The following is a 26,609-nucleotide window of genomic DNA, read 5'->3' as shown; positions in this document are numbered from 1 at the left end:
ACTTATGCTGTATCCAACACCTATTGCCAAGCTGATTGATAGCTATTCAAAGTTACCAGGTATCGGGATCAAAACGGCTACCCGTCTAGCCTTCTATACCATTGGAATGTCTGATGACGATGTCAATGAATTTGCCAAAAACCTACTGTCTGCTAAGCGGGAATTGACCTATTGTTCCATCTGTGGTCGCTTGACCGATGATGACCCTTGCTCGATCTGTACAGATCCGACTCGTGACCAGACAACCATCTTGGTGCTAGAGGATAGTCGCGATGTGGCTGCTATGGAAAACATCCAAGAATACCACGGACTCTATCATGTCTTGCATGGACTCATTTCTCCGATGAATGGTATCAGTCCAGACGATATCAATCTCAAGAGTCTTATGACCCGTCTCATGGATAGTGAGGTTTCAGAGGTGATTGTGGCAACCAATGCGACAGCAGATGGGGAAGCGACATCTATGTATCTCTCTCGTCTTCTCAAGCCAGCTGGTATCAAGGTTACTCGCTTGGCACGAGGTCTAGCAGTGGGAGCAGATATCGAGTATGCGGATGAAGTCACACTCTTACGAGCCATTGAAAATCGGACAGAGTTGTAGGAGTAAACAAATTTACGAACTCAATTCATTTATACAAGAACGGGGAGACCGAGTTTGTCGTTATCGGTCTCTTTTTATATTTCTTTACTACCAGTACCATGTTCAAGTTTCAAAAAAGAAGCAAATATGATATACTAAGGTGCGAGTATTCTATTAGAAAATAGGACAGTAATATGAAACAAACAATTATTCTTTTATACGGTGGGCGGAGTGCAGAGCGTGAAGTCTCTGTCCTTTCAGCTGAAAGTGTTATGCGTGCGGTCAACTACGACCGTTTCACAGTCAAGACTTTCTTCATCAGCCAGTCAGGTGACTTTATCAAAACGCAAGAATTTAGCCAGACTCCAGGTCAAGAGGAACGTCTCATGACCAATGCGACTATTGACTGGGATAAGAAAATTGCGCCAAGTGCCATCTACAAAGAAGGTGCTGTGGTCTTTCCGGTTCTGCATGGACCGATGGGAGAAGATGGCTCTGTTCAAGGATTTTTAGAAATTTTGAAAATGCCTTATGTCGGCTGTAATATTTTGTCATCCAGTCTTGCTATGGACAAAATCACGACTAAGCGTGTTTTAGAATCAGTAGGAATTGCTCAAGTTCCTTATGTGGCCATCGTTGAAGGCGATGATGTGACCTCTAAAATCGCTGAAGTTGAGGAAAAGTTGACTTATCCAGTCTTTACTAAGCCATCAAACATGGGTTCTAGTGTCGGTATTTCTAAGTCTGAAAATCAAGAGGAACTCCGTCAAGCATTGAAACTTGCCTTCCAATATGACAGCCGTGTCTTGGTTGAGCAAGGGGTGAATGCGCGTGAAATTGAGGTTGGTCTCTTGGGCAACTACGATGTTAAGAGTACTTTGCCAGGTGAGGTTGTCAAGGATGTAGCCTTTTATGACTACGATGCCAAGTATATCGATAACAAGATTACCATGGATATCCCAGCCAAGATTAGTGATGATGTGGTAGCTGTCATGCGTCGAAATGCAGAAACAGCCTTCCGTGCGATTGGTGGCCTCGGTCTATCTCGTTGCGATTTCTTCTATACAGACAAGGGAGAGATTTTCCTAAATGAGCTCAATACCATGCCCGGTTTTACCCAGTGGTCTATGTATCCACTGCTTTGGGACAATATGGGCATCAGCTATCCAGAACTAATCGAGCGTTTGGTTGACCTTGCCAAGGAAAGCTTTGACAAGCGCGAAGCGCATTTGCTATAAAAATGAAAGAGAGGGTAGGAGTCAGAACCGTCGCTGTAGGTGATTAGAGTTTTCGGACTTCAACCCTTTTTAAAGGAGTAAAAATGAAATTAACAATCCACGAAGTTGCGCAAGCTGTTGGAGCTAAAAATGATGTGACAATTTATCCAGATAGTCCGCTAGTTAAGGCGGAATTTGATAGTCGTTTAATCACTGCAGGAGATTTGTTTGTTCCGCTCAAGGGAGCGCGTGATGGCCACGATTTTATCGAAACAGCTTTTGAAAATGGTGCAGCAGTAACCTTGTCTGAGAAAGAGGTTGCAAATCATCCCTACATTCTAGTAGACGACGTGTTGTCTGCCTTTCAAACCCTCGCTGCCTACTATCTTGAAAAAACAGCGGTTGATGTCTTTGCAGTGACGGGTTCAAATGGCAAGACAACGACCAAGGATATGTTAGCGCACTTGCTATCAACAACCTACAAGACCTACAAAACTCAAGGAAATTACAATAACGAGATTGGACTTCCCTACACGGTTCTTCACATGCCTGAGGGGACAGAAAAGTTGGTCTTGGAGATGGGGCAGGATCACTTGGGAGATATTCATCTTTTGTCTGAATTGGCTCATCCAAAAACAGCCATCGTGACCTTGGTTGGAGAAGCCCATTTGGCCTTTTTCAAAGACCGTTCAGAGATTGCTAAAGGGAAGATGCAAATTGCAGACGGTATGGCTCCGAGTTCTTTGCTCTTGGCACCAGCCGACTCCATTGTAGAGGACTATTTGCCCACTGATAAAAAGGTGGTCCGTTTTGGGCAAGGAGCAGAGCTGGAAATTACAGACTTGGTTGAGCGCAAGGATAGTCTGACCTTTAAGGCTAATTTCTTGGAACAAGCCCTTGATTTGCCAGTGACTGGTAAGTACAATGCCACCAATGCCATGATTGCTGCTTATGTAGCTCTTCAAGAAGGAGTGTCAGAGGAGCAGATTCGTCAGGCTTTCCAAGATCTTGAATTGACGCGTAACCGTACTGAGTGGAAGAAAGCAGCCAATGGAGCAGATATCCTGTCAGATGTTTACAATGCCAATCCAACTGCTATGAAGCTAATTTTAGAGACTTTCTCTGCCATTCCAGCTAATGAAGGTGGTAAGAAAATTGCGGTCTTGGCAGACATGAAGGAACTTGGTGACCAATCTGTTCAGCTCCATAACCAGATGATTTTGAGCCTTTCCCCAGATGTGCTTGATACGGTTATTTTCTACGGGGAAGACATTGCTGAATTGGCCCAACTTGCCAGTCAAATGTTCCCAATCGGTCATGTATTCTACTTTAAGAAAACTGCGAGCGAAGATCAATTTGAAGACCTTGTCAAGCAGGTCAAGGAAAGCCTCGGTGCCAATGACCAAATTCTGCTCAAAGGCTCGAACTCTATGAATCTAGCTAAGTTGGTAGAAAGTTTAGAGAATGAATGCAAGTGATTTTGTCAAGCATCTTCAAAGAATGCTAGCTATTACGGATACTGGATTAACCTTTACAAAAGATCCTTTTGACCGCGAGCGCTACGAGGACTTGCGTGAGATCTTATCTGATATTTTGAGAGAAACCACAGAACTAAAGCAAGAGGAAGTAACAGAGCTCCTGAGACCAACTGGTGCTTACGCAACCCCTCTGATGGACGTCCGTGCTTGGATTGTTGAGGATGAAAAAGTCTGTTTAGTTAGAGGAAAAGGAGAGGAAAGTTGGGCTTTGCCAGGTGGCTTTGGTGAAGTCGGCTATTCTCCAACCGAGAATATTCTCAAAGAAATTGAAGAAGAAACCGGTTTTGAAGCAAAAGTTGAAAAACTGCTAGCTGTTTTTGATACCAATCGTTTCCAACTACAGAGCAAACAATATGCAAAGTTTGTCTTTGAATGTCAACTTCTTGACGGACAATTTCAAGAAAATCAAGAGATTGCCGACCTTCAATTTTTTGCTATTGACCAACTGCCAGCCTTATCTGAAAAACGCATCACCAAGGAGCAGATGGAGATTCTTTGGCAGGTTTATCAGGGACAAAGAGAGCAATATATTGATTAGGTTATGCTAGAGAAGTTTTCAAATCAAAAAAGGTGTCTGTAAGGTGCATTTCTGCGACACAAATGATATAATAGGTTGCGAATTTAAGTCGCAAGTATTCTATGCATAGTATAGAATCAAGCTTTTTCAAAAAAATTAAAAAGGTCGAGCAGTGACTTTTCTACTGCTCCGACTAGATGAACGAGGAATAGAATATGAATTTGTGGGAACAATTATTTACCACACAGATATCAGAACCGCCCCAGTTTGAACTCCACTGGTATATTGGTTTGTTATGTTTATTGGCTCTTACTTTCTATGCTTCTTATCGCTTTCGCGACAAGGTGGCTTACCAGCGCTTTATTCAGATCCTTCAGTCTGTTCAATTGATTGTTCTGTATAGCTGGTATTGGGGGAATCAAATGCCCTTATCAGAAAGTTTGCCCTTCTATCATTGTCGTATCGCCATGTTTGTTATGCTCTTGATTCCAGGGACTTCCAAGTACAAGCAATACTTTGCCCTTCTAGGAACCTTTGGAGCAACAGCAGCTCTGGCTTACCCACTCTTTGACCCTTATCCGTTTCCGCATGTGACCATCCTGTCCTTTATCATCGGGCACGTGGCACTTTTGGGGAATGCGCTCCTATACTTGTTTAAGAATTATGAAGCTTCCCTGCTCAATTTGAAAAATGTGACAGTGATTACATTTTCTCTAAATGCCTTGATAGGTGTTGTCAACTTGGTTGTAGGTGGAGATTATGGATTTTTAAATAAACCACCACTAGTGGGAAATCACGGACTATTGGCGAACTACCTCATCGTGTCCAGTGTGTTGGTAGCAGCAATCAGCTTGACTGCAAAAGTAGTAGAGGTCTTTTTGCAACAAAGAGCAGAAAAAATGATTCAAGAGAAAGCTTAAGAAGGCCTTCTCTTTTTTTGATTAAATATGCAAAATATAGCCGTAAGGATATAAAAATAATGATTGCTCCTGAGAAAAATCGTTCAAAAGACTTTTACAAAAAACCTAGAGGAAATTTATGAAAAACTAAGCACGATTGGATTTTTTGTGTTATAATATTTTGTGAATAGCTGTGTCTCGTCACAGTTATTAAAAATAGAAGTGAGAAACTTGGAAGACAGAGAGGATGCAATGTAATGACTAGAGATGGTTTTTTTACAGGCTTAGATATCGGAACTAGCTCCATCAAAGTGCTGGTTGCCGAACATAGAGATGGTGAAGTAAATGTAATTGGCGTTAGCAATGCCAAGAGTAAAGGTGTCAAAGACGGGATTATCGTTGATATTGAGGCTGCTGCTTCAGCAATTAAATCCGCAATTTCCCAGGCAGAAGAGAAGGCAGGAATTTCAATCAAGTCTGTCAATGTTGGTTTACCAGCAAACCTCTTGCAGGTTGAACCAACTCAAGGAATGATTCCTGTAACATCAGATACAAAAGAAATTACAGATCAGGATGTTGAAAATGTTGTCAAATCAGCTTTGACAAAGAGCATGACTCCTGACCGTGAAGTGATTACTTTCATTCCTGAAGAGTTTATCGTGGATGGTTTCCAAGGTATTCGTGACCCTCGTGGCATGATGGGAGTGCGTTTGGAAATGCGTGGCTTACTTTACACAGGACCTCGTACCATTCTTCATAACCTTCGTAAAACCGTGGAGCGTGTGGGAATCCATGTTGACAACGTCATCATCTCACCATTAGCGATTGTAAATTCAGTTCTCAACGAGGGAGAACGTGAGTTTGGCGCGACAGTGATTGATATGGGTGGTGGGCAGACTACAGTTGCAACCATTCGCAATCAAGAATTGCAATTTACAAACATTTACCAAGAGGGTGGAGAATATGTCACTAAAGATATTTCCAAGGTCTTAAAAACCTCCCAAAAAATCGCAGAAAGTTTGAAACTAAACTATGGTGAAGCTTATGTTCCACTAGCAAGTAACGAGACTTTCCAAGTTGAAGTCATTGGTGAAGTAGAGCCCGTTGAAGTGACAGAAAGCTACTTGGCAGAAATTATTTCAGCACGTATCAAACATATTTTTGATCAAATTAAACAGGAGTTAGACAGAAGACACTTGTTGGATCTACCAGGTGGTATCGTTCTGATCGGCGGAAATGCGATTTTACCAGGAGTTGTCGAATTGGCGCAAGAAGTGTTTGGTGTTCGAGTGAAACTCTATGTGCCAAATCAAGTGGGAATTCGCAACCCTGCTTTTGCACATGTAATCAGCTTGTCTGAGTTTGCAGGTAAATTGACAGAAGTGAATCTTCTGGCTCAAAAGGCAGTCAGAGGAGATGAATTCCTTCGCCAAAAACCAATTAATTTTGGTGTTTCAAATCAAAGTGTGACACCGATTATACAAACAACTCCAGTGCAACCAGCTACTGTAGCAACTGAAATCACATCTGACAGTGGCCTTGCTCCAAGAGACGAATTCCAAGCAAGTTCTCAAGATAAACCGAAATTAACAGACCGTTTCCGCAGCTTGATCGGAAGCATGTTTGATGAATAAAAGAGGAAAAGAAATTATGACATTTTCATTTGATACAGCAGCTGCTCAAGGTGCAGTTATTAAAGTAATTGGTGTCGGTGGAGGCGGTGGTAATGCTATTAACCGCATGATCGACGAAGGTGTTTCAGGCGTAGAATTCATTGCAGCGAACACAGACGTACAAGCCTTAAGCAGTACAAAAGCTGAAACAGTTATCCAACTCGGACCAAAGTTGACTCGTGGTTTGGGTGCTGGTGGTCGTCCAGAAGTTGGACGTAAAGCTGCTGAAGAAAGCGAAGAAGCATTGACAGCAGCAATTAGCGGAGCAGACATGGTTTTCATCACTGCTGGTATGGGTGGAGGATCTGGAACAGGTGCTGCCCCAGTTATTGCCCGCATTGCAAAAGATCTTGGAGCTCTTACAGTTGGTGTTGTGACACGACCTTTCGGATTTGAAGGAAGCAAACGTGGTCAGTACGCTGTAGAAGGAATCAACGAACTTCGCGAGCATGTTGATACTCTATTGATTATCTCAAACAACAACTTGCTAGAAATTGTTGATAAGAAGACACCGCTTCTTGAAGCTCTTAGTGAAGCAGATAACGTCCTTCGCCAAGGTGTTCAAGGAATTACAGACTTGATTACCAACCCAGGTTTGATCAACCTTGACTTTGCCGATGTGAAAACGGTTATGGCAAACAAAGGGAATGCCCTCATGGGTATCGGTATTGGTAGTGGAGAAGAGCGTGTCGTTGAGGCGGCTCGTAAAGCGATTTACTCACCACTTCTTGAAACAACCATTGACGGTGCTGAAGATGTCATTGTCAACGTTACTGGTGGTCTTGATTTGACCTTGATTGAAGCGGAAGAAGCTTCAGAAATCGTCAACCAAGCAGCTGGTCAAGGAGTGAATATCTGGCTTGGAACATCAATCGACGAAAGCATGAAAGATGAAATCCGTGTAACAGTTGTAGCGACTGGTGTTCGTCAAGAACGTGTAGAAAAAGTTGTTGGTTCTCCAGTAAAACAAGCGGCTCGTCGTGAAGCCTCAAGACAACCGCATCCTCAAAATTTTGATCGTCATTTTGACCTAGAAGATACAGCAGAATTACCAAAACAAAGCCAACGACGCTTTGAAACAAGTCAATCTTCTGCTTTTGGTGATTGGGACTTGCGTCGTGAATCAATCGTTCGTCAAACTGATTCAGTCGTATCACCTGTAGAACGTTTTGAAGCACCGACTTATCAGGACGAAGATGAGTTGGACACACCTCCATTCTTCAAGAATCGTTAATCAATGGATTTGAAAAAAAATACAGAGTTCGTTTTTCAGCAGGTCGCTGAAGCTAGCCGAGAAGCCAATCGTGATCCAGCTTCTGTTTCAATTATTGCAGTGACGAAATATGTGGACGTAAAAACAGCGGAAGCCCTGCTTCCTCTGGGTGTTCATCATATTGGTGAAAATCGTGTTGATAAATTTTTAGAAAAATATCAGACGTTAAAAGAATTCCCTGTCACTTGGCATTTGATTGGAACGCTACAAAGACGGAAGGTCAAAGAAGTAATCCCTTTTGTGGATTACTTTCATGCTTTAGATTCCTTTAAATTGGCACAGGAGATTCAAAAGAGGACAGATCATGTTATCAAGTGTTTCCTACAGGTCAATATTTCAGGAGAAGAAAGCAAGCACGGTTTTTCAAAAGAAGAATTACTAGAACTTTTGCCAGACTTGGCTCAACTAGATCAGATTGAGTATGTTGGTTTGATGACCATGGCTCCTTTTGAGGCAGATTCTGATGAAGTGAAACAAATTTTCAAGAAAACTCAGGAACTGCAAGCAGAAATTAGGGAAAAACAAATTCCTAATATGCCGATGACAGAGTTGAGCATGGGCATGAGTCGTGACTATAAGGAAGCGATTCAATTTGGTTCGACCTTTGTTCGAATTGGCACAGCATTTTTTAAATAGGAGAGATCTATGTCTTTAAAAGATAGATTTGATAAATTTATAGATTATTTTACAGAAGATGGGGAAGAAACAACTGCGACTTATCAACCTCAGGATGAACAGATGGTTGCTTCATCGAGTAGTTCAGCTTCTAAAGAACTGCCGGCACAGTTTCAATCAACCACTTCAAAAGATGCCAACATCACTCGCTTACATGCTCGTCAACAAGAATTGGCTATGCAAAGTCATCGTACAGATGAAAAAGTAACGATTGATGTTCGTTATCCTAGAAAATATGAGGATGCAACAGAGATTGTGGATTTATTGGCTGGAAATGAAAGTATCTTAATTGACTTCCAGTACATGACAGAGGTTCAGGCTCGTCGTTGTCTAGACTATCTGGACGGTGCCCGTCATGTTTTGGCAGGTAATCTGAAAAAAGTTGCGAGTACAATGTATTTGTTGACACCAGTCAATGTGGTTGTGAATATTGAAGATATCAAGTTGCCTGATGATTCTCAAAGTGTAGAATTTGGTTTTGATATTAAACGAAGTAGAGCGAAATAATGATTTTTCTAATTCGTCTGATCCAAAATGCAGTGAATATCTATTCCCTGCTTTTGTTAATCTATGCACTCCTCTCTTGGTTTCCAAATTCTTATGGTAGTTCACTAGAACGTTTACTGGAAAAACTGATTAGACCGATTGTTGATCCACTTCGCCGTTTACCTTTACAATTTGGAGGTTTGGATTTATCCATTTGGCTGGCAATCTTAATCGTCCGTTTTTTGGGTGACAGCTTGATTCGTTTCTTGTTGATACTATGATGACAAATAAAGCGATTTACCAGCACTTTTCCCTTGATGATGCTCCCTTTATTGATAAGGGATTAGAGTGGATCAAGCGGGTGGAAGATACTTATACTCCTGTCCTCACTGCTTTTGTCAACCCGCATCAGGAACATATATTGAGGGTTTTGGCTGGGACCTATGGACTGGGCTGTGCGAGTAGCGGAGAATATATCCATACGGAATTTGTCCGTGTCCTTCTGTATCCGGACTATTTCAGTCCGACACTGTCAGATTTTGAAATGGCATTGTTAGAGATCCGTTATCCAAGTAGGTTTGAACAGCTAACACATGCAAAGATTTTGGGGACAATCATCAATCAACTAGGAATTGATCGTAAGCTCTTTGGTGATATCTTGGTAGATGAAAAGAGAGCACAGATTTTTGTCAATCGTGATTTTATCCCTCTGTTTCAGGACGGGATACAAAAGATTGCCAGACTACCTGTGTCGCTGGAGGAATGTCCTTTCACCGATAAAATCATATCTGAGATCAATTATCAAGAACAAGAGATTTTGATTTCCAGTTTTCGTTTGGATGCCCTCTTATCAAGTGCTTTGAAATTATCCAGAAAGCAGGCTGGTCAACTCATAGAGAAAAAATCTGTTCAGGTAAACTACCACCCCATTGAAAAATTAGATTATCTAGTAGCTGTAGGGGATTTGATTAGTGTGAGAAAGTTTGGTCGTCTGAAGATTGTCAAAGAAAATGGGCAAACTAAAAGGGATAAGATAAAACTGACTATCCAATTATTATTAAGTAAGTGAGGAAAAGTATGCCAATTACATCATTAGAAATTAAAGATAAAACCTTTTCTACGAAATTCAGAGGGTTTGATCCAGAAGAAGTAGATGAATTTCTTGATATTGTTGTTCGTGATTACGAGGACTTAGTTCGCAATAATCACGAAATGGAAAGACACATTAGAAGTTTAGAAGAGCGCTTATCTTACTTTGATGAGATGAAGGATTCGTTGAGCCAGTCTGTTTTGATTGCTCAAGATACGGCTGAACGTGTAAAGCAAGCTGCTCAAGAGCGCTCAAACAATATTATTCAACAGGCTGAGCAAGATGCCCAGCGTCTCCTTGAAGAGGCGAAATACAAGGCTAATGAAATCCTACGTCAGGCAACAGATAATGCTAAGAAAGTAGCTGTTGAGACAGAAGAGTTGAAGAACAAGAGTCGTGTATTCCATCAACGCCTCAAGTCTACGATTGAGAGCCAGTTGGCAATTGTCGAATCTTCAGATTGGGAAGACATTCTTCGTCCGACTGCGACTTATCTCCAAACAAGTGATGAAGCCTTTAAGGAAGTTGTAGGAGAGGTCTTGGGAGAAGCTGTTCCATCGCAACCAGAAGAAGAGCCGATTGATGTGACTCGTCAATTTTCACCTGAAGAAATGGCGGAGTTACAAGCCCGCATCGAAGCAGGTAACAAAGAATTAGCTGAGTTTGAAGCTCAGCAGGCTAACAGTCAAGCGGAAAGTCATGTGTTAGACATCAATACGGTTGTAGAAGAGATACAGTCTCATTCAGTTGAGCCACAACATGAGGATTCAGAAATCGTGACAGAGTATTTCTCAGTATCGCCATCGGCAACTGGAACTGCTTCTTCAACTACTAGACATGAAGCACAACAAGAATCCGTTACAATATTATAAGAAATAAATGTGAGAACAATATCTGACTAACTATATTTTCAGCGAGTAGGAGATGGTGTGAGTCCTGCAATCCCTAGTGGTCAGATTATCCTCTCAAGCAATCCAGTCTGAAAAGAGTAAGATTGGACGTTGCCCACGTTACGGGACAAGAGGGGAAAAGACAAAGTCTTTTTCCGAACAAAGGTGGTACCACGATTTTCGTCCTTTTTAGCGATTCGTGGTTTTTAATTTGTCTATATAATAAAGGAGATATAATGAAACTCAAAGATACCCTAAATCTTGGAAAAACTGAATTTCCAATGCGTGCTGGACTTCCTACTAAAGAACCACTATGGCAAAAAGAGTGGGACGAAGCGAAACTTTACCAACGTCGTCAAGAATTGAACCAAGGAAAACCGCATTTTACCTTGCATGATGGCCCTCCCTATGCCAACGGAAATATCCACGTTGGGCACGCCATGAACAAGATTTCTAAAGATATTATTGTTCGTTCGAAATCGATGTCAGGATTTTATGCGCCTTATATTCCAGGTTGGGATACACATGGTCTGCCAATCGAGCAAGTATTGGCAAAACAAGGTGTTAAACGCAAAGAAATGGACTTGGTTGAGTACTTGAAACTTTGCCGTGATTATGCTCTTTCTCAAGTAGATAAACAACGAGAAGACTTTAAACGTTTGGGTGTTTCTGGTGACTGGGAAAATCCTTATGTGACTTTGACTCCAGACTATGAAGCAGCTCAAATCCGTGTCTTTGGTGAAATGGCTAAAAAAGGCTATATCTACCGTGGTGCCAAGCCAGTTTACTGGTCATGGTCATCTGAATCAGCTCTTGCAGAAGCGGAAATTGAATACCATGACTTGCTTTCAACTTCCCTTTACTATGCTAACCGCGTCAAAGACGGAAAAGGTGTTCTAGATACAGATACTTATATCGTTGTCTGGACCACAACTCCATTTACTATCACAGCTTCTCGTGGTTTGACTGTTGGAGCGGATATTGACTACGTAGTCGTACAACCAGCTGGTGAATCTCGTAAGTTTGTGATTGCTTCAGAATTGTTGAATAGTCTTTCTGAGAAATTTGGTTGGGCTGATGTTCAGGTCTTGGCAACCTACCGTGGTCAAGAATTGAACCATATCGTAACAGCTCACCCTTGGGATACGGCTGTAGATGAGTTGGTAATCCTTGGTGACCACGTTACGACTGACTCTGGTACTGGTATCGTCCATACAGCCCCTGGTTTTGGTGAGGACGACTACAATGTCGGTGTTGCTAACGGTCTTGAAGTTGCTGTAACAGTTAACGAACGCGGTATTATGATGGCCAATGCTGGCTCTGACTTTGAAGGTCAATTCTATGACAAGGTTGTACCAACTGTTATCGAAAAACTTGGTAATCTTCTCCTTGCGCAAGAAGAAATCTCTCACTCCTATCCATTTGACTGGCGTACGAAAAAACCAATCATCTGGCGTGCAGTGCCACAGTGGTTTGCCTCTGTATCTAAATTCCGCCAAGAAATCTTGGATGAAATTGAAAAAGTGAAGTTCCACTCAGAATGGGGTAAAGTTCGTCTTTACAATATGATTCGTGACCGTGGCGACTGGGTTATCTCTCGTCAACGTGCTTGGGGAGTTCCCCTTCCAATCTTCTATGCTGAAGACGGAACGCCAATCATGACTGCTGAGACTATTGAACATGTAGCTCAACTCTTTGAGGAACATGGTTCTATCATCTGGTGGGAACGTGATGCTAAGGACCTCTTGCCAGAAGGATTTACTCATCCAGGTTCACCAAATGGCGAGTTCAAGAAAGAAACAGATATCATGGACGTATGGTTTGACTCAGGTTCATCATGGAATGGAGTAGTGGTCAACCGTCCAGAACTCAAATATCCAGCAGATCTTTACCTTGAAGGTTCTGACCAGTACCGTGGTTGGTTCAACTCATCACTTATCACATCTGTTGCTAACCATGGCGTTGCTCCTTACAGACAAATCTTGTCACAAGGTTTTGCCCTTGATGGTAAAGGTGAGAAGATGTCTAAATCTCTTGGGAATACCATTGCTCCAAGTGATGTTGAAAAACAATTTGGTGCGGAAATCTTGCGCCTCTGGGTAACAAGTGTTGACTCAAGCAACGACGTGCGTATCTCTATGGATATCTTGAGCCAAGTCTCTGAAACTTACCGTAAGATCCGTAACACCCTTCGTTTCTTGATTGCCAACACTTCTGACTTTAACCCAGCTGTGGATGCTGTAGCTTATGAAGAACTTCGTTCTGTTGATAAGTACATGACTATCCGCTTTAACCAACTTGTCAAGACCATTCGTGACGCTTATGCTAACTTTGAATTCTTGACAATCTACAAGGCCTTGGTAAACTTTATCAATGTTGACTTGTCAGCCTTCTACCTTGATTTTGCCAAAGATGTTGTCTACATTGAAGGTGCCAAATCACTCGAACGCCGTCAAATGCAAACAGTCTTCTATGACATTCTTGTGAAAATCACCAAACTCTTGACACCAATCCTTCCTCACACTGCGGAAGAAATCTGGTCATATCTTGAGTTTGAAGCAGAGGAATTCGTTCAATTGTCAGAATTACCAGAAGCTGAAACTTTTGCCAACCAAGAAGAAATCTTGGATACATGGGCAGCCTTCATGGACTTCCGTGGACAGGCTCAAAAAGCCTTGGAAGCAGCTCGTAATGCAAAAGTAATCGGTAAATCACTTGAAGCCCACTTGACAGTTTATCCAAATGAAGTGGTGAAAACTTTGCTTGAAGCAGTAAACAGCAATGTAGCTCAACTTTTGATCGTGTCAGACTTGACTATTGCAGAAGGATCAGCTCCAGAAGGCGTAGTTAGCTTTGAGGATGTTGCCTTCACAGTTGAACGCGCTGCAGGTGAAGTTTGTGACCGTTGCCGTCGTATCGATCCAACTACTGCTGAACGCAGTTACCATGCAGTTATCTGTGACCACTGTGCAAGCATCGTAGAAGAAAACTTTGCGGATGCAGTCGCAGAAGGATTTGAAGCGAAATAATCAGAATAGACTGAGAAAGGTCGCTAAAATCATAAAAACGCGTAATATCAAGAGTTCAAGTGCTTTGATATTATGCGTTTTATCATGGGAAAATTTACTAGTCCATTTCCTCAAATGAAGTTCTTCCTGGCCTGCCCGTGCAGATAATTAACATAATCAACTATTCAGTTTTCTCATAATTTTATATTTCCACTAATTATAAAGAGACTATAGAACTTAAAATTATTTTTTGAAAATCAATATTTATTATAAAATTTTATAAGACTGTTTAATTTTTAGATAAATTATGATAGAATAATACCTATAAAAATTTTAAGGAGATTATTATGAAAACAAATACACTTGCTCGTGTCAACGCTATTTTTGGTCTTATTTCAGGAATTGTATTGCTTTTAGCGCCAGTCATCATGTTTATCATGGCTGTTGGAGCTGCTGCGGCAACTGAAGACGCAGATGTAACGGTTGGGACATTGACAGGGCTCTCAATTATTTTGTCATTGGTTAAAATTGCTGTTTTAGTATTGGGAATTGTGGCTATTGTTTATTATAAAGATGATGAACGTGTTACGAATGCACCTTCTGTTTTGCTCATTGTAGGTGGTGCGGTCGGCTTGATTCCATTTTTGGGATGGGTAGGTGGAATTCTAACCATTATTGGTGGTTCACTTTACTTTGGAACATTGAAAAAATTTGTAATTGAAGAGTAGTAGTTTTCCAATTATTTGGACGGGACTATTTCATCGTCTATCGAGAACAATTATGATAGTGTGATAAAGAGAAGACTGATAAGCTCTTCTCTTTTTAGTTGATTTTGACTAGCTTTTTTGTGAAAAATTGTGTAAAATAGAATAGATAAACGAGGGAAACCTCGAAAAATAAAAGGAGAATCCATCTAATGGTAAAATTGGTTTTTGCTCGCCACGGTGAGTCTGAATGGAACAAAGCTAACCTTTTCACTGGTTGGGCTGATGTTGATTTGTCTGAAAAAGGAACACAACAAGCGATTGACGCTGGTAAATTGATCAAAGAAGCTGGTATCGAATTTGACCAAGCTTACACTTCAGTATTGAAACGTGCGATCAAAACTACAAACTTGGCTCTTGAAGCTGCTGACCAATTGTGGGTTCCAGTTGAAAAATCATGGCGCTTGAACGAACGTCACTACGGTGGTTTGACTGGTAAAAACAAGGCTGAAGCTGCTGAACAATTTGGTGATGAGCAAGTACACATCTGGCGTCGTTCATATGATGTATTGCCTCCAAACATGGACCGTGACGATGAGCACTCAGCGCACACTGACCGTCGTTACGCTTCACTTGACGACTCAGTTATCCCAGATGCTGAAAACTTGAAAGTGACTTTGGAACGTGCCCTTCCATTCTGGGAAGACAAAATCGCTCCAGCACTTAAAGATGGTAAAAACGTATTCGTAGGAGCTCACGGTAACTCAATCCGTGCCCTTGTAAAACACATCAAACGCTTGTCAGACGACGAAATCATGGACGTGGAAATCCCTAACTTCCCACCATTGGTATTCGAATTCGATGAAAAATTGAACGTAGTTTCTGAATACTACCTTGGAAAATAATCTATAAACAGAAAGCCTAGGAATCCTAGGCTTTTTTGTGTTTGCTTCTAGTTTTCAACTAGTTAAAAAAGCGTTATAATGATAGTAAAGAGTGACTTGATTGTAAGAAAGAGGGAAGGACGATGGCCTATATTGAAATGAAACACAGCTACAAGCGTTACCAGGTTGGGGATACGGAGATTGTGGCTAATCGTGATGTGAATTTTGAAATTGAAAAGGGGGAGCTGGTCATTATCCTTGGCGCTTCAGGTGCTGGAAAATCAACCGTTCTCAATCTTTTAGGAGGTATGGATACCAATGATGAGGGGGAGATTTGGATTGATGGTGCCAATATTGCCAACTATAGTTCGCACCAACGAACAAACTATCGTCGTGAAGATGTAGGCTTTGTTTTTCAATTTTACAATCTGGTCTCCAATCTGACAGCCAAGGAAAATGTGGAACTGGCTTCAGAAATCGTGACAGATGCCTTGGATCCAGAGCAAGTGCTCAAAGACGTAGGTCTGGCTCATCGCCTGAATAATTTTCCAGCCCAGCTTTCTGGAGGGGAGCAACAACGAGTTTCCATCGCACGCGCAGTAGCCAAAAATCCTAAGATTCTCCTCTGCGATGAACCGACAGGTGCCTTGGATTACCAGACGGGGAAGCAAGTCTTGAAGATTCTCCAAGACATGTCACGTCAAAAGGGAGCGACGGTGATTATCGTAACCCACAATGGCGCGCTAGCTCCTATCGCAGATAGGGTGATTCACATGCGCGATGCTACTGTTATGAGAGTAACAATCAATGAGCATCCACAGGCTATCGATAAATTGGAGTATTAGCATGAAAAAAACATACCGAAAAGACTTGCTCCAGTCGGTGACTGCTTCCAAGGGACGCTTTTTATCTATCTTGACCTTGATGATGCTGGGTTCTCTAGCCCTAGTAGGTCTCAAAGTAGCCAGTACAAATATGGAACGTACGGCAGGGGATTATCTCCGTAAAGCCAATACCCTAGATCTGGCAGTGATAGCTGATTATGGCTTGGACAAAGAAGACCAAGACGAATTAAAGACCCTTCAAGGAGCAAGTGTTGAGTTTGGTTATATGGCAGACCTAACCGTTGAAAATAGTGAAGAAGCGGTTCGACTTTATTCCAAGCCAGAGAGCATTTCAACCTTCCAAGTGACGGAAGGGCGACTGCCAGAGGCTGATGAGGAAATTGCCTTGGCTGATTTCTGGAAAGACCGCTATCAGATTGGGCAGACTATCACCTTTAGCAAGAAAGAAGAAGGTAAGTCCGTCCTAAAATCCCAATCTTTCACCATTACTGGATTTGTTCAGTCGGGTGAGATGCTTTCTCAAGAAGACTTGGGAGGAGCTAGTAGTGGAAATGGAAGCTTGGCTGGCTATGGAGTGATTTTACCTAGTCAGTTTGACTCAGATGTTTATAGTATTGCGCGAGTGCGCTATGACGATTTAAAAAATCTGGGTGCTTTTTCATCAGACTATAAGACCAAACGAGCTCAACATCAGGAAGAGTTGCAAGACTTGCTAGCTGATAATGGTCAAAAACGATTAGCAAGCATCAAAATAACTGGGCAAAAGAGCTTGGAAAATGGGAAAGAACAGCTCCAAACAGCTGAAAGCAACCTTCAAAATGGCAAAAGTCAGTTAGAACAGGCTGAAAGTCGCTTGAAAACGCAAGAAGAACAAGCTACCGCTTTACCAGAACCGCAAAAGAGTCAAACCAAGGGACAGCTGACAAAAGCTAAGGAAGAACTGGCAACTAAAAAAGAAAAACTGGCTCAGACAGAGAGTAATCTAGCCAAGGAAAAAGAGAAGCTTGAACAACGTCAGAAAGAGCTGGATGAACTGGCAGAGCCGAAATACCATGTATACAACCGCCAAACCATGCCAGGTGGTCAAGGCTATCTCATGTACAGTAACGCTTCAGCAAGTATTCGTTCTGTCGGGAATATCTTCCCCGTGGTGCTTTATATGGTTGCTGCAATGGTGACCTTTACTACTATGACTCGCTTTGTAGATGAAGAACGTACCAATGCTGGTATTTTCAAGGCCCTAGGTTACCGAAATCAAGATATAATTGCCAAGTTTGTCCTTTATGGTTTTCTTGCAGGAACTGTAGGAACCATTATAGGAACGCTTCTAGGACATTATCTCCTTGCAGGCGTGATTTCGGATGTTATAACAACTGGAATGGTTGTTGGTAAAAGTCAGGAGTATTTCTATTGGTCTTATAGCCTTCTTGCCCTAACCTTAAGTTGGGTATCCAGTGTCTTGCCAGCTTATCTGGTGGCGCGGAGGGAATTACACGATGAAGCAGCTCAACTCTTGCTCCCCAAACCACCCGTTAAGGGATCAAAGATTTTGCTGGAACGCCTGAGCTTTATTTGGAGTCGTTTGAGCTTCACTCATAAGGTTACAGCGCGAAATATTTTCCGTTATAAGCAACGAATGTTGATGACCATTTTTGGAGTTGCGGGTTCGGTTGCTCTCCTATTTGCAGGTCTTGGCATTCAGTCTTCTGTGGGAGGAGTTGTAGAGCGTCAATTTGAACAAATCCAGCAATACCAGATGATTGTGGCAGAAAAGAGCAGTGCAACTGAGCAAGAAAAAGCAGATCTAGAAAGTGCCTTGCAAACTGAGCCTATTCATGCTTACCAAAAGATTTACTCTAAATCCATTGAAAAAGATTTCAAAGGAAAAGCAGGACTTCAGACTATCACCATAATGGTTACAAGCAGAGAAGACTTCAAGCCCTTTATCGCATTACAGGAAAATGGGCAAGAGGTGGAGATCACTGATGGAGCTGTCGTGAGTCAAAAACTAGCTCAACTAGCAGGTGTTAGGGTTGGAGACAAGCTAGAGCTTGATGGGAAAGAAATCAAAGTCGCGGCGATTTCTGAAAACTATGTTGGACACTTTGTTTATCTCAACCGAGCGACTTACGAACAAGTGTACGGTACCAGTCCGAAAGAGAATACTTACCTAGTAAAATTAAAAGAGCCAACACCATCCAATACTGAGAAAGAAGCTGCTACCTTTATGGAAAAAGCAGCTGTTTCTGGGGTCGTCCAAAATGCGACGGCCATCCATCTCTTTGAATCCGTGGCTAGTTCGCTCAATAAAACCATGGCAATCCTTGTCCTTGTTTCCGTCTTGCTAGCCATTGTCATTCTCTACAATCTCACTAACATCAATGTTGCAGAACGTATCCGTGAACTTTCCACTATCAAGGTTCTCGGTTTCCATAATAAAGAAGTGACCCTCTATATCTACCGTGAGACTATGGTGCTGTCCCTTGTGGGAATTGCTCTCGGTTTGGTAGCTGGCCACTATTTACATCAATTTTTGATTCAAATGATTTCACCGGCCACCATACTTTTTTATCCACGAGTCAGCTGGGAAGTCTATGCTCTTCCAATCGTCGCAGTGACTGTAATCTTAGCCTTACTGGGCCTCTTTGTCAATCACCACTTGAGAAAGGTGGATATGCTCGAAGCCCTGAAATCAGTAGAGTAATTCAAGGTTTTAAACAGTAAATCAGTTGACAAAGTCTCTGCTTCTTGGTAGAATAAGAACTGTCGTAAAGACAAATAACTTCTTCTTGGTTACAGGCATGCCAACCTGTCACTCGGATGAAGCCAAATAAAAAGGAGAAACATCATGGCAATCTCAAAAGAGAAAAAAAATGAAATCATCGCACAATATGCACGTCACGAAGGTGATACAGGTTCAGTAGAGGTTCAAGTTGCTGTCCTTACTTGGGAAATCAACCACCTTAACGAACACATCAAACAACACAAAAAAGACCACGCTACTTACCGTGGATTGATGAAGAAAATCGGTCGCCGTCGTAACTTGCTTGCATACTTGCGTAAAAACGACGTTAACCGTTACCGTGAGTTAATCAACTCTCTAGGACTTCGTCGTTAATCTTGCGTCTAAAATGTTTCTATACTTCGTTGCCTTCGCCTCGATGTACCATCAGTACAATCTTCGGCTTGTCGCCTAGTCTATAAACGTTTTATCCAGCAAGAATAAAGCTCTCTGATTTCAGAGGGCTTTTTGTTTTTATCCGCTTGCTTAGGCCGTGTTCAATTGAGCATATCTTGATAATGAGGCTACTCTAAATTGGGTAGCTTTTTTCTTTTGTATGGATTTTAGCCCGAGCTCAAATCAGCTCTCTGACTTCAGAGGGCTTTTTCTATATATGTCTCCATCCTTGTTCATCTAATAGAAATATGGTATACTTTTCATGAGAATTTTCTAAATTTTTAAGATTCTATCAAAGGAGGTTTGCATGCTTTCCAAATTTTCTGGAAGCCGACAGGACCTGCAATTTGTGTTACTTTTAGGTATTTTGCTAAGTGTTTTAGGAATTTCACTTTTTCTAGCTGTTTCTATGGGGTCCGTTGCGATTGATTTAGGAGATACCTATCGGATAATTTTGAGCAGGTTGGGTTTTCCTCTTGAAATAGGAGAGGTTTCCAAGTCTACTCTTGCTATTGTATGGAACATGAGATTCCCCCGAGTATTGTTAGGCTTGATAGTAGGGGCTGGCCTTTCTATGTGTGGTAGTGTGATGCAGTCCACAGTGAACAACCCCATCGCTGAGCCCTATGTCTTAGGCATCTCTGCGGGTGCAACTCTGGGTGCAACCTTGAGCATCATTCTTGGTTTGAAAGTGATGATTAGCCTTGGAGCTTTTCTTGGAGCTATTTTGGCAACAATTGCTGTCCTCATCATTGCCTCTATGCAGGGAAGGATGACGACTTCTAGTCTGATCTTATCAGGAACGGTGGTCAATGCTCTCTTTTTAGCTTTTTCCAACTTTATTATTTCAGTCGGCGCTAATGCGGACAGTGTGATGACCATTAAGTTTTGGACCATGGGTTCGCTTGCCGGAACTACATGGTCTGACTTAGTCCTGCCAACTATAGTAGTTGGAATGGCCTTTCTATTTTTCTCTACTCAGTATCGTGTTTTCAATGCGATGATGATGGGAGATGAGGCTGCTTTAACTTTGGGGATTCCCTTACGCTTTTATTGGTATCTTTATGTGACCATGGTAGCTGTGCTGACAGCAGTCTTGGTGGCAACTTGTGGGATTATTGGATTTGTTGGTCTGATTACTCCCCACTTAGCTCGAGGGTTAGTAGGAACGAATTACAGGAGACTTTTTCCCGTTGCGACCTTACTGGGTGCCCTCTTTGTCATCTGGGCAGATGTACTCTCTCGTATCATCATTCCAAACGCAGAGTTGCCTATTGGTATTTTCACAGCCTTAGTAGGTGCTCCCTTCTTTATCTACATTGTTGGAGGTAGGCGAAGGGAGGTGAGGGTCTGATATGGACTTGATTTGTCAGGATATCCATTTTGGACTAGGAGAGAAAAAAATCCTCAAAGGAGTCTCTCTTAAGGTTGAAGGGAATCAATTTCACACGATATTAGGACCAAATGGAAGCGGGAAAACCAGTCTACTTAAACTCCTCTATCGTCAGGAAAAGGCGGACAAAGGCTTGATAAGCCTAGATGGAAAGTCTCTGGAACAATGGACGCTCAAAGAAACAGCCAAGCAAATGGCAGTTGTCACCCAGTTTAATCAATTGCAGTTTGATTGTACAGTTGAAGAAATCGTCTTGCTGGGAAGAACCCCCCACCTCTCTTTTTTAGAGAAGGAAAAGGAAAGGGATTATGCCCTCGTTCAAGATGCTCTCGTCAAGGTGGATATGCTTGAGAAGAAAACTCGTCTCTATTCGTCCCTGTCAGGTGGGGAAAAACAGCGAGTCTTGTTGGCACGCGCCTTGGCGCAAGAACCGACTCTCTTGCTCCTGGACGAACCAACCAATCACCTGGATATCAAGTACCAGTTAGACTTGTTGGCCATTGTGAAGAATCTCAAGGTCAATGTTCTAGCTGTCCTGCATGATATTCAACTTGCTTGTCGCTATTCGGATTATCTCTATCTGATGAAAGAGGGAGAAATCCTTTACCAAGGAACTCCAAAGGAGACCATCACCCCTGAGTCATTGCAAACTGTATACGGAGTTCAAAGTCAGGTTACTTGGACCGAGGATCAGCAAGCCATGATTCACTATTTATAAGAATAAAAAGGAAAACAAAATGAAAAAAACACTCAGTATTTTACTCGTAACAGTAGCAACATTAACGATGGCAGCTTGTGGCAATACTACTACAGAAAAAGCTACCACACAATCTAGCACAGAAACAAGTCAAAAGGCCAGCACAGAGACAACTTATCCACTAACGGTCAAAACCTATGATGCTAAGGGAAATGAAGTCGAACAAGTCTTTGACAAGGCACCTGAAAAAGTTATCACCAACAATCTTTCAACCACTGAAATCTTATTGGAGTTAGGATTGAAGGATAAAATTGCTGGCATGTTTAACCCTGATAATGCTGTGACGGACAAATACAAGGACGCGATTGCGACTATTCCTCAAATTGGGGATAAAAAAACAGTCTCACAAGAAACAGTCCTTTCTTATGAGCCAGACGCTGTGATGGGTCGAAACATGATGTTTTCTGAAAAATCCTTGGGGACAGTTAGCACTTGGAATGAAAACAAAATCCCAGTCTATACACAAAAAGCCTCTCTATCAACGATTCAGCAAGATTTGGGGAATATTGTAGAAGATGTCAAAAATCTTGGAATGATTTTTAATGTTCAGGACAAGGCCAATGAATACGCAGCCCAGTTACAAGCTAAAATTGATGCTGTTAAGAAAGCAAACCCAGCAAGCCAAGGTGAAAAGAAAAAGGCTTTGATTATGGTTGCTTATAATGACGAAACCTTCGGTGCATACAAGTCTGCTTTGCAAGAGAGCTTGTTGAATCAACTTGGTTATACAAACGTTGCAACGGGAACATCAGGCTTGACCTTGGAAAATCTCGTGTCAATGGATCCTGAGTTGATTATCTATGTGACCAGCGACCGCAATAAAAAATTGGATGCCAACGCTGTAGAGTTGATGAAGAAAAATGCTGTTTTGGAAAATGTTCCTGCTATTAAGAATCAAAAAATCATGACTATCTCTTACGATGAGTTGATGGACTATGGTCCAGCAGTGATTGATTCCCTTGAGAAAATCAATGACTTTATCAATAAATAATGAGTTTGATTGGGAAGGGATCCAAGTTAAGGTCAGCCTTCCTTCGATCTATGATCCCAATCAAACCTATCCAGCGATTCTCTTGAATGATGGAGACTTGGATTTCCTATCTTCCCTTTCTGAATCTGTGATTTTAGTGGGCTTGTCCTCTAAAAATCGCCTAGACGACTACACTCCCTGGAAGGCATCTGCTCTGAGAGAGGGGGCTCCAGATTTTGGTGGTCAGGCAACTGCCTATCATGGTCAATTATTTGGAGGTCTTTTAGACAAGTTGCAGTCGCTTTATCACCTGGACGAAGATCGTCTTGCTTATGGAGGATATTCACTGGGTGGTTTGGCGGCAGTATACAGTCTTTTCGGATTTGACAAGGTCTCATGTATCTTCTCTATCTGTGGTTCCTTTTGGTATCCTGATTTTGTGGCTTACTGCAAGGAACAAAAGTTGAAGAATCTGGACTGCTTGCTGTATATACTAAATGGTCAAACAGAAGGAGCCCATCATACCAATCGCTTGGCTCAAGCTCCAGTCTATGCTGAGGAAATCCATACTAGTCTTCAGAAGCGCTATCCGACTGATCAGTTTGTCTTTGATCCTTATGGGCATCATGAGCAAGTGGCTGAGCGCTTTCTAGCCTTTTCCAACTGGTTGGCCCAAAAATGGAAAATCGAATAAAAGAATTATCCCTTGGCAAAAGCCAAGGGATAATTGTATTTTTTAACCAAGTTTCTCTCTCTTCTTATCTGGATTCCAGATAAAGCTTGCGACGAAAGTAAAGATAATCGTTAGGATACCAACAATCACAGCAAGAATGAGGGCAGGGATGCGGACAAACCACCAGAGTGGGTTTGGTTTTTTATCATTGTGCCATTGCTTGGTTTCTTCATCCAAACGTTGGAATTCTGCTTGGATACGGTCTGCAACCATTTCAATCCCTTCATCATTCATTTTCTTGATGTCTGAGATATCGATAGGATTTCCAAAGTTCATATCGACACGTTCACGGCTAACCAAACCTTTTAAGGTCATGGGACCTGTGTAGGTGACAGGCATGATACGGACCTTGGCCATTTTGGCAATCAAGGCAACTCCCCCCTTGACATCGTTTGAGTGACGGCTCCCGCTTGGGAACATGATGAGAGAGCGGTCGCTTTTTTTGAGGACGTTGATAGGGTACTTGATGGCAGAGGCGTTAGGTTTTTCCCGGTCGATAGGAAAGGCGCCACACATACGGATCCACCAGCCAAAGATACGGTTGTTAAACAGCTCTTTTTTGGCCATAAAGATGAACTGTTTTGGCTTGGTCGCAAAGGCCATGTAAACAGGATCCCACCAGGTACGATGAGGTGCGACGAGGATATAGTTTTCATCTTGACTAGGGATTTTATCAGTATTGTGATAGTGGGCATTGCCATTGATGGACCACAAGATCAGCATGACTAGTCCACGCAAATAAGTATAAAACATGAGATCTCCTTCGATTGTATTGCTTTTATTATTATACCTTATCAAAAGACTACTGGCAAACTTTTTCAGTTATCAGTGGACAGTTTTAGATGGGATTAGAATTCTTTAAAAAAAAATGATATGATAGAATTTATGGATAAAAATAAGATAATGGGATTAACCCAAAGAGAAGTCAAGGAAAGACAGGCTAAGGCCTTGGTTAATGATTTTACTGCTTCAGCCAGTACCAGTACTTGGCAAATCATCAAACGAAATGTTTTTACACTTTTTAACGCTTTAAACTTTGCCATTGCTTTGGCGCTAGCCTTTGTGCAGGCTTGGAGCAATTTGGTCTTCTTTGCTGTTATCTGCTTTAACGCTTTTTCAGGGATTGTGACCGAGCTACGGGCCAAACATATGGTGGACAAGCTCAATCTCATGACCAAGGAAAAGGTCAAAACCATCCGTGAGGGTCAAGAAGTCGCTCTCAATCCAGAAGAATTGGTTTTAGGAGATGTCATTCGTTTGTCTGCAGGAGAGCAGATTCCTAGTGATGCCTTGGTTTTGGAAGGCTTTGCGGAAGTCAATGAAGCCATGTTAACGGGTGAGAGTGATTTGGTGCAAAAAGAAGTGGATACCTTGCTTTTATCAGGGAGTTTCCTAGCCAGTGGCGCTGTTTTGGCTCAAGTTCACCATGTCGGGGCAGACAACTATGCTTCCAAACTCATGCTGGAAGCCAAGACCGTTAAACCAATCAACTCTCGTATCATGAAATCACTGGACAAGCTAGCTGGTTTTACTGGGAAGATTATCATTCCCTTTGGTCTAGCTCTCCTGCTGGAAGCCTTGATGATAAAAGGCTTGCCCCTCAAGTCATCCGTTGTAAATTCGTCAACAGCCCTTTTGGGAATGTTGCCCAAGGGAATTGCCCTTTTGACCATTACTTCACTCTTGACTGCGGTGATCAAGCTGGGCTTGAAAAAGGTTTTAGTGCAGGAGATGTACTCTGTTGAGACCTTGGCGCGCGTGGATATGCTCTGTCTGGACAAGACGGGAACCATCACTCAAGGAAAGATGCAGGTGGAGGCGGTTCTTCCTCTGACGGAAACGTATGGTGAAGAGACTATTGCCAGCATTCTGACCAGCTATATATATCATAGTGAGGATAAAAATCCAACAGCCCAAGCCATTCGCCAGCGTTTCCAAGGAGAGGTTGCCTACCCTATGCTTTCTAATCTTCCTTTCTCTAGCGACCGCAAGTGGGGAGCTATGGAGTTGGAAGGTTTGGGAACGATTTTCTTAGGTGCACCTGAGATGTTGCTGGACTCTGAAGTCCCTGAAGCCAGAGAGGCCTTGGAGAGAGGTTCACGTGTCTTGGTCTTGGCCCTCAGTCAGGAAAAATTAGACCATCGCAAACCACAGAAACCATCTGATATTCAGGTCCTGGCCTTGCTGGAGATTTTGGACCCCATTCGAGAAGGAGCGGCTGAGACGCTAGACTATCTCCGTTCTCAAGAAGTGGGCCTCAAAATCATTTCTGGGGACAATCCGGTCACTGTATCCAGCATTGCCCAGAAAGCTGGATTTGCAGACTATCACAGCTATGTAGATTGCTCAAAAATCACGGATGAGGAATTGATTGCCATGGCTGAAGAGACAGCTATTTTCGGACGTGTTTCCCCTCATCAAAAGAAACTCATCATCCAAACGCTGAAAAAAGCAGGGCATACAACAGCAATGACAGGGGACGGAGTCAATGATATCTTGGCCCTTCGTGAGGCGGATTGTTCTATCGTGATGGCTGAGGGAGATCCTGCGACTCGTCAGATTGCCAATCTAGTTCTCTTGAACTCAGACTTTAATGATGTTCCTGAGATTCTCTTTGAAGGCCGTCGGGTGGTCAATAACATTGCCCATATTGCACCGATTTTCTTGATTAAAACTATCTATTCCTTCCTGTTGGCAGTTATCTGTATCGCCAGTGTTCTTCTGGGACGGTCTGAGTGGATTTTGATTTTCCCTTTCATTCCGATTCAAATTACCATGATCGACCAATTCGTGGAAGGTTTCCCACCATTCGTTCTGACTTTTGAGCGAAATATCAAACCTGTTGAACCAAACTTCCTCAGAAAATCCATGCTTCGTGCTCTACCAAGTGCACTCATGGTCGTGTTCAGCGTTCTTTTTGTGAAAGTATTTGGAGCGGGTCAAGGCTGGACTGAGATAGAAATGTCAACCCTCCTCTATTATCTCTTGGGGTCAATTGGTTTCTTATCCGTATTTAGAGCCTGCATGCCATTTACTCTCTGGCGTGTACTCTTGATTGTCTGGTCTGTGGGAGGTTTCCTAGCTACAGCTCTTTTCCCAATGATTCAAAAGATGCTTGAAATTTCGACCTTGACAGGACAAACATTCCCTGTTTACCTTGTCATGATGGCTGTCTTTACTGTGATTTTCATTCTAACCAGTCGTTACCAAGCGAAAAAATAAAGAAATGCTGCAATCTGTGAATTGCGGTCTTTTTAGGTGCAAGATTGCTAGCTGAAATGTGGTATAATAAGAAGTAA

At 42.2% G+C, this 26,609-nt stretch carries 24 protein-coding genes and 1 other annotated feature; of the genes, 23 read left to right on the top strand and 1 reads right to left on the bottom strand.

What is annotated here, in order from left to right; all coding sequences use genetic code 11:
- The first annotated feature begins 4 nt into the window (after nucleotides 1-4).
- The 22 genes from recR to D8862_RS03005 all read left to right on the top strand — a co-directional run bounded on the left by recR (nucleotide 5) and on the right by D8862_RS03005 (nucleotide 23,271).
- Nucleotides 5-601 carry a recombination mediator RecR gene (gene recR / locus D8862_RS03110; protein ID WP_000966754.1) on the top strand — a complete coding sequence of 199 codons (597 nt, stop codon included), beginning with the start codon at nucleotides 5-7 and terminating at the stop codon, nucleotides 599-601.
- A 173-nt stretch (nucleotides 602-774) separates the two neighbouring features.
- Nucleotides 775-1,818: a D-alanine--D-alanine ligase gene (locus D8862_RS03105; RefSeq protein WP_125448651.1), complete on the top strand. Its 1,044-nt coding sequence runs from the start codon at nucleotides 775-777 to the stop codon at nucleotides 1,816-1,818.
- Nucleotides 1,819-1,901: 83 nt separating this feature from the next.
- The gene (locus D8862_RS03100) at nucleotides 1,902-3,275 is read left to right on the top strand and encodes a UDP-N-acetylmuramoyl-tripeptide--D-alanyl-D-alanine ligase (RefSeq protein ID WP_125448650.1); all 1,374 of its coding nucleotides are present in this window, start codon (nucleotides 1,902-1,904) and stop codon (nucleotides 3,273-3,275) included.
- Complete coding sequence (locus tag D8862_RS03095) at nucleotides 3,262-3,873, top strand: NUDIX hydrolase (protein WP_125448649.1); 612 nt, start codon at nucleotides 3,262-3,264, stop codon at nucleotides 3,871-3,873. The genes D8862_RS03100 and D8862_RS03095 overlap by 14 nt, the downstream gene beginning before the upstream one ends.
- Nucleotides 3,874-4,067: 194 nt before the next feature.
- Nucleotides 4,068-4,772: a YwaF family protein gene (locus D8862_RS03090; protein ID WP_125448648.1), complete on the top strand. Its 705-nt coding sequence runs from the start codon at nucleotides 4,068-4,070 to the stop codon at nucleotides 4,770-4,772.
- A gap of 236 nt (nucleotides 4,773-5,008) precedes the next feature.
- Nucleotides 5,009-6,385 carry a cell division protein FtsA gene (ftsA, locus tag D8862_RS03085; RefSeq protein WP_125448647.1) on the top strand — a complete coding sequence of 459 codons (1,377 nt, stop codon included), beginning with the start codon at nucleotides 5,009-5,011 and terminating at the stop codon, nucleotides 6,383-6,385.
- Between the two features lie 16 nt (nucleotides 6,386-6,401).
- Entirely contained in the window at nucleotides 6,402-7,658 is a 1,257-nt protein-coding gene (gene ftsZ / locus D8862_RS03080; protein WP_004243484.1) for a cell division protein FtsZ, read from the top strand.
- Between the two features lie 3 nt (nucleotides 7,659-7,661).
- The gene (locus D8862_RS03075; RefSeq protein WP_125448646.1) at nucleotides 7,662-8,333 is read left to right on the top strand and encodes a YggS family pyridoxal phosphate-dependent enzyme; all 672 of its coding nucleotides are present in this window, start codon (nucleotides 7,662-7,664) and stop codon (nucleotides 8,331-8,333) included.
- Nucleotides 8,334-8,342: 9 nt separating this feature from the next.
- Entirely contained in the window at nucleotides 8,343-8,879 is a 537-nt protein-coding gene (locus D8862_RS03070; protein ID WP_125448645.1) for a cell division protein SepF, read from the top strand.
- Entirely contained in the window at nucleotides 8,879-9,139 is a 261-nt protein-coding gene (locus D8862_RS03065) for a YggT family protein (RefSeq protein WP_000576497.1), read from the top strand. The genes D8862_RS03070 and D8862_RS03065 overlap by 1 nt, the downstream gene beginning before the upstream one ends.
- Nucleotides 9,136-9,927, top strand: a complete 792-nt coding sequence (locus D8862_RS03060) for a YlmH family RNA-binding protein (RefSeq protein WP_125448644.1) — start codon at nucleotides 9,136-9,138, stop codon at nucleotides 9,925-9,927. Before D8862_RS03065 ends, D8862_RS03060 begins: the two co-directional genes overlap by 4 nt.
- 8 nt (nucleotides 9,928-9,935) lie before the next feature.
- Nucleotides 9,936-10,820: a DivIVA domain-containing protein gene (locus D8862_RS03055; RefSeq protein WP_001123198.1), complete on the top strand. Its 885-nt coding sequence runs from the start codon at nucleotides 9,936-9,938 to the stop codon at nucleotides 10,818-10,820.
- Between the two features lie 2 nt (nucleotides 10,821-10,822).
- Nucleotides 10,823-11,029 (top strand) — a binding site (T-box leader).
- A gap of 45 nt (nucleotides 11,030-11,074) precedes the next feature.
- Nucleotides 11,075-13,867 carry an isoleucine--tRNA ligase gene (gene ileS, locus D8862_RS03050; RefSeq protein ID WP_125448643.1) on the top strand — a complete coding sequence of 931 codons (2,793 nt, stop codon included), beginning with the start codon at nucleotides 11,075-11,077 and terminating at the stop codon, nucleotides 13,865-13,867.
- A gap of 326 nt (nucleotides 13,868-14,193) precedes the next feature.
- Nucleotides 14,194-14,574: a hypothetical protein gene (locus D8862_RS03045; protein WP_000856379.1), complete on the top strand. Its 381-nt coding sequence runs from the start codon at nucleotides 14,194-14,196 to the stop codon at nucleotides 14,572-14,574.
- Between the two features lie 188 nt (nucleotides 14,575-14,762).
- A complete protein-coding gene (locus D8862_RS03040) occupies nucleotides 14,763-15,455 on the top strand; it encodes a phosphoglycerate mutase (protein WP_000240126.1) in 693 nt (230 codons plus the stop codon).
- A gap of 122 nt (nucleotides 15,456-15,577) precedes the next feature.
- Nucleotides 15,578-16,279: an ABC transporter ATP-binding protein gene (locus D8862_RS03035; RefSeq protein ID WP_125448642.1), complete on the top strand. Its 702-nt coding sequence runs from the start codon at nucleotides 15,578-15,580 to the stop codon at nucleotides 16,277-16,279.
- On the top strand, nucleotides 16,275-18,983 hold the full coding sequence (locus tag D8862_RS03030) for an FtsX-like permease family protein (RefSeq protein ID WP_185760831.1): 2,709 nt from the start codon (nucleotides 16,275-16,277) through the stop codon (nucleotides 18,981-18,983). Before D8862_RS03035 ends, D8862_RS03030 begins: the two co-directional genes overlap by 5 nt.
- Nucleotides 18,984-19,127: 144 nt before the next feature.
- Nucleotides 19,128-19,397: a 30S ribosomal protein S15 gene (gene rpsO, locus D8862_RS03025; protein WP_001018251.1), complete on the top strand. Its 270-nt coding sequence runs from the start codon at nucleotides 19,128-19,130 to the stop codon at nucleotides 19,395-19,397.
- A gap of 367 nt (nucleotides 19,398-19,764) precedes the next feature.
- Nucleotides 19,765-20,811 (top strand): FecCD family ABC transporter permease, encoded by a 1,047-nt coding sequence (locus D8862_RS03020; protein ID WP_125448640.1) that lies wholly within the window; start codon nucleotides 19,765-19,767, stop codon nucleotides 20,809-20,811.
- 1 nt (nucleotide 20,812) lies between these two features.
- Nucleotides 20,813-21,568, top strand: coding sequence for an ABC transporter ATP-binding protein (locus D8862_RS03015; RefSeq protein ID WP_125448639.1), 756 nt, complete (start codon nucleotides 20,813-20,815; stop codon nucleotides 21,566-21,568).
- A 19-nt stretch (nucleotides 21,569-21,587) separates the two neighbouring features.
- Entirely contained in the window at nucleotides 21,588-22,598 is a 1,011-nt protein-coding gene (locus D8862_RS03010) for an ABC transporter substrate-binding protein (protein ID WP_125448638.1), read from the top strand.
- Complete coding sequence (locus tag D8862_RS03005) at nucleotides 22,579-23,271, top strand: alpha/beta hydrolase-fold protein (RefSeq protein ID WP_125448637.1); 693 nt, start codon at nucleotides 22,579-22,581, stop codon at nucleotides 23,269-23,271. The genes D8862_RS03010 and D8862_RS03005 overlap by 20 nt, the downstream gene beginning before the upstream one ends.
- 42 nt (nucleotides 23,272-23,313) lie before the next feature.
- On the opposite strand, the gene D8862_RS03000 is transcribed toward D8862_RS03005, so the two are convergent.
- Nucleotides 23,314-24,063: a lysophospholipid acyltransferase family protein gene (locus tag D8862_RS03000; protein ID WP_125448636.1), complete on the bottom strand. Its 750-nt coding sequence runs from the start codon at nucleotides 24,061-24,063 to the stop codon at nucleotides 23,314-23,316.
- 132 nt (nucleotides 24,064-24,195) lie between these two features.
- Between D8862_RS03000 and D8862_RS02995 the strand changes: the two genes are divergently transcribed.
- A complete protein-coding gene (locus tag D8862_RS02995; protein WP_125448635.1) occupies nucleotides 24,196-26,532 on the top strand; it encodes a cation-translocating P-type ATPase in 2,337 nt (778 codons plus the stop codon).
- Nucleotides 26,533-26,609: the final 77 nt, after the last annotated feature.

Source organism: Streptococcus oralis (assembly GCF_003942585.1).
In the GTDB taxonomy this organism is placed as follows: Bacteria; Bacillota; Bacilli; order Lactobacillales; family Streptococcaceae; genus Streptococcus; species Streptococcus oralis_BE.
Note: the sequence above shows the minus strand (reverse complement) of the source record. Positions and strands in the feature narration are given on the sequence as shown.